The organism is Microbacterium sp. B19, assembly GCF_000333395.1.
Taxonomy (GTDB): Bacteria; Actinomycetota; Actinomycetes; order Actinomycetales; family Microbacteriaceae; genus Microbacterium.
Genome location: NZ_BADA01000518.1, coordinates 1 through 3,899 on the forward strand (window position 1 = coordinate 1; position 3,899 = coordinate 3,899).

The 3,899-nt window shown below is 72.6% G+C and carries 5 protein-coding genes and 1 pseudogene; 3 read left to right on the forward strand and 3 right to left on the reverse strand.

All coding sequences use genetic code 11. The features are described 5' to 3' along the window. Positions 1-721: ABC transporter substrate-binding protein (locus I5G_RS17765; protein WP_022880265.1), on the reverse strand; the 721-nt coding region annotated here is incomplete at its 3' end. A gap of 122 nt (positions 722-843) precedes the next feature. Then, a complete protein-coding gene (locus I5G_RS17770) occupies positions 844-1,761 on the reverse strand; it encodes an alpha/beta fold hydrolase (RefSeq protein WP_022880266.1) in 918 nt (305 codons plus the stop codon). 123 nt (positions 1,762-1,884) lie between these two features. Here I5G_RS17770 and I5G_RS17775 point away from each other — a divergent pair, with 123 nt between their 5' ends. From I5G_RS17775 to I5G_RS17785, 3 genes are all read left to right on the forward strand, one after another. Next, positions 1,885-2,400 (forward strand): carboxymuconolactone decarboxylase family protein, encoded by a 516-nt coding sequence (locus I5G_RS17775; protein ID WP_022880267.1) that lies wholly within the window; start codon positions 1,885-1,887, stop codon positions 2,398-2,400. Then, a complete protein-coding gene (locus I5G_RS17780; protein WP_022880268.1) occupies positions 2,397-3,107 on the forward strand; it encodes a tyrosine-protein phosphatase in 711 nt (236 codons plus the stop codon). Before I5G_RS17775 ends, I5G_RS17780 begins: the two co-directional genes overlap by 4 nt. A gap of 68 nt (positions 3,108-3,175) precedes the next feature. Further along, the gene (locus I5G_RS17785) at positions 3,176-3,640 is read left to right on the forward strand and encodes an SIP domain-containing protein (protein WP_022880269.1); all 465 of its coding nucleotides are present in this window, start codon (positions 3,176-3,178) and stop codon (positions 3,638-3,640) included. A 36-nt stretch (positions 3,641-3,676) separates the two neighbouring features. Here I5G_RS17785 and I5G_RS17790 read toward each other — a convergent pair. Beyond that, positions 3,677-3,899 (reverse strand): annotated as a pseudogene (locus tag I5G_RS17790) (Fe-S oxidoreductase); the annotation flags it as partial.

Sequence of the window (3,899 nt, forward strand, 5' to 3'; positions counted from 1 at the left end):
CCGCGTTGATGGCGGCGCTCTGGTCGGGGATGTAATCGAGCACGACTTCGGCCACGCCCGCCTTCTCGCCCCAGTAGGCGTCGTTGCGGGTGAGGGTCAGGCTCTGCCCGGTGTTCCAGGACGAGACCGAGAAGGGCCCGGTGCCGTTCGTCGAGGTCTCGAAGTTGGTGGTGTCGTTGCTCTTGAAGATCAGCCCGGCCCGGCCGGTGAGCGCGAAGAGGAAGTTGATGTCGGGCTGCGCGAGCGTGATGACGACCGTCGTCGGATCGGTCGACGCGATCGAGGCGACGCCGGCGAGGTCGCCGCTGCTCTGGACCGACGCGTCGTCCTTCGCGGTCTGCAGCGACGTGACGACGTCGTCGGCGGTCAGCGCGCTGCCGTCGTGGAAGGTCACGCCCGGGCGCAGGGTGAAGGTGTAGGTGAGGCCGTCGGGCGACACCTTCCAGTCCGTCGCGAGCTCGGGAACGATGGCGTTGCCGTCGTCGCCGTTGCGGGTCACGAGGCCCTGGTAGACGTTGTCGACGAGCGCCTGGTCGAGCGCGGCGCCGCTCGTGTGGCGGATGTCGAGGTTCGACGGTTCGAGCGACAACCGGACGGTCAGGGTGGCGTTCGGGTCGGGGACGCCCGTCGCCGTGGGCTGGGACGTGGTCCCGGTGCAGGACGTCAGCAGGAGTGCTCCGATCAGGAGCGCGCTCGTGGCGAGAGCGGTACGGCGCAGCATTGCGGGAGTGTCCTTTCGCAAGACCCACGGCATCCGAGTGCTGTGGAGCCGTGGGGTGGGGTGGATCCAGCCTACTTTCACCCGTCGCCGCGGGCGCCCGTGTGACTTCCCGCGACGCGCCCTCAGGCGCGCTCGAGCCGTTCGCGCACCAGCGCCGCGAGACCGGCGGGGTCCTCCTCCTGGACGTTGTGCCCGGTCGCCACCGTCCGCACATCGGCATCCTGCGCACGGCGGACGAGTTCATCGGCGTCGTCCGCCGTGACGAAGCCGCGCTCGCCGCGGACGAAGAGGATCGGGGCGCGGACCGCCTCGATGTCGTCCCAGCCGGTCGACGCGAGCACCGCGCGCACGGCATCCGGGGTCCCGAGGTCGGCGCCGCTCGCCGCGGCGGCCGCGGCCAGATGGGCGAAGTGGTGCTTCCACTCCACACGCCCGTCCGGGCGCACGCGCGAGTTGAGGAAGACGCCGCGTTCGGCGGCCTCGCGCGCGCCGCCGAGACCGAACGACAGCGCCTTCTCGACGAGTTCGTCGCGCGTGGCCCAGTCGGTAGGGCCGGCGAAGAAGGCGCGCAGCTGGGCCGGACCGCCGCTGGGATCGATGGCGGGCGTGATGTCGACGATCACGACCTGCGCCACGAGATCCGGACGGGATGCTGCCAGGGCCGCGGCCGTGAGGCCGCCCAGCGACTGCCCTACGACGACCTGCGGGCGGTCCGTCCAGGTTTCGAGGGCCGCGGCGACGTCGGGCGCGAGCACTCGGCCGACGTAGGCGGCGTCCTCGCGCCACGACGAGTCGCCGTGCCCCGCGAGGTCGAGCGCGATGGCCGGCACGCCCAGGTGGAGCAGTGTCGTGTCCCACGTGTGCGCGTTGAGTCCCGCACCGTGCAGGAACGTGACGACCGGCGGAGCGTCGCCCCAGCGCAGCCCGCTGAGCGTGCGTCCGTCCGGCAGCGTGAGGCTCACCCGGGCGACGGGCGGGACCTCGACGCCGGCGCCGGCGGCCTGGGCGGGCAGGAAGGAGAACTCGTCGGTCTCGGGCATGCCGCCCAGCTTGTCAGTGCGTTCCGCCGGTCGCCAGCGCGCGGACTCCGACGGACACACGGGGCCCTCCGGGGATCGGATGCCGGCCGGCCCGGCGTCCGAGGACGGCCCTAGGCTGTCCGCATGAGCGAGGAACGACGCGTGCACCTGTCGAAGAAGGCTCCCGAGGCGTATGCCGCGCTGCGGTCGTTCTCGAAGGCCGTCGGCGGTGTCGCGGCCGCCGCGGGCATCGACACGCGGCTCCGCGAGATCGTGCAGATCCACGCGTCGCAGCTCAACGGCTGCGCCTACTGCGTCCGCGTCCACGTGGACGGAGCCGTGGCGGCGGGAGTGGATGCCGACACGATCGCGCAGATCGCGACCTGGCGCGAGTCGGGGGTGTTCGACGAGCGGGAGCGCGCGGCGCTCGAACTCACCGAGTCCTTCACGTTCATCCACGAGGACGGCATCCCCGACGAGGTGTACGACCATGCCGGCGGCATCCTGAGCGAAGGGGAGTACGTCGCGCTGAGCTGGATCCTCGTGGCCATCAACGCCTTCAACCGCGTCGCGATCGCCGGGCGGTACCCGGTGCCGCCGCGCGGGGGCGCCGGTGCCGCGCCGTCGCCGGTGGCGCCGGGGAACGGGGGGAGCGCGTGACCTCGCTCGTCTCGGGTGCGCTGAACTTCCGCGACGTCGGCGGACTGCCCGCCGGCGCGGGACGCACGCGTTCGGGGGTGCTCTACCGCTCGGGCAACCTCGTGCGCGTCGACGACGCCGGACTGCGCGCGCTCGACGGCCTCGGCCTGCGGCGGATCGTCGACCTCCGCGACGACGACGAGGTCCGGTGGGAGCCCAGCCGGCTCGACGGCCTCGACGTCGAGGTGCGACGGGTTCCCCTGTTCCTGGGGTCGGTCGAGTCGTTCTTCGAGCGCGACGTGAGCCTGGGCGAGCTGTACGACGAGCTCGTCGAGGGCTCGGCGGACCGCATCGTCGACGCCGTGCGCCAGATCGCGGGAGCGCAGCCCGTGCTCATCCACTGCACCGTCGGCAAGGACCGCACGGGCGTCACGGTCGCGATCGCGCTCTCCGCCGCCGGGGTGGACCGCGACGCCGTGGTGGAGGACTACGCCCGCACCGAGGGGCTCCTCCCCGCCGAACGCAATCGCCGGGTGGTCGCCGGCATCCGGTCGCTGCATCCCGAGACCCGGCACGCCGAGGAACTGGCCACCCGCTCTCCGGCCCCCGTCATGCGGGCGCTGCTCGAGCGCCTGGACGCCAGGTACGGTTCGCCCGCCGAGTTCCTGCGGGCGCACGGCCTGACCGAGGTCGAACTCGACCGCCTGCGAGCCGCGCTCGTCGAGTGACGCTCCCCGCGTCCCGGGTCTCTACACAGGTTAGGCAACCCTTCATCGCGGGTATAGTGGATGCCATCATGTCCACCTCCGCCGAGCACAACGCCGCCGCCTGCCGCTCCTCGCGCCACACGCGCGTGCAGCACCTCATCACGGCCGACGAGACGTCGCTCGCCGAGATGGAGGCGCTCCTGGCGACGCTGCCGATCTGCTCGACCGGCCGCATCTTTGTGGAGGTCCCCGACGCGTCGTGGATCACGACGATCGCGGCCCCGGCGCGCATGACGGTGACCTGGCTCGACCGTTCGCGCCGTGCGGGGGCTCCCGGCACGGGTCGGGCGTGCGCGCCCGGTCAGGCTCTCACGCGGGCCGTCTCGGGGTGGGCCGGCGAAATGCTGTGCTGCGACGACGACGCCACCCGCATCTTCCTCACCGGCGGGTACCTCGGCACGGCGGAGATCGTCGACGACCTCACGTCGCGTCACGGCGTCGACGCGGCGGCGATCCACACGCCGGAGCGCTTCGGTCTCGCCACCGCCCGCTGACCCGGTCCCTCCCGGCGCGCGCATCCGCCCCGGCGTTCAGGCTCCGCGCGGGACGTAGTTCCCCTCGACCAGCCCGGCTTCGATCTCGAAGCGGTTGCGCAGCGGATCGCGCCCCGCGAAGAAGTACAGCAACGGCATGAGGAAGCCGTAGCGGCGCCATTGGCGCGCGTGCACGGCCTCGTGCCCGAGGACGGCATCGCTCGGGGGCACGTCCCCGGTCAGGAAGCAGTCGCCGACGCACGCCCCGCCGCGCGGGAAC

Excerpts from the sequence above, each read along its gene's own strand:
- I5G_RS17770 (WP_022880266.1), bottom strand. The coding sequence starts at position 1,761 with ATGCCCGAGACCGACGAGTTCTCCTTCCTGCCCGCCCAGGCCGCCGGC.
- I5G_RS17775 (WP_022880267.1), top strand. The coding sequence starts at position 1,885 with ATGAGCGAGGAACGACGCGTGCACCTGTCGAAGAAGGCTCCCGAGGCG.
- I5G_RS17785 (WP_022880269.1), top strand. The coding sequence starts at position 3,176 with ATGTCCACCTCCGCCGAGCACAACGCCGCCGCCTGCCGCTCCTCGCGC.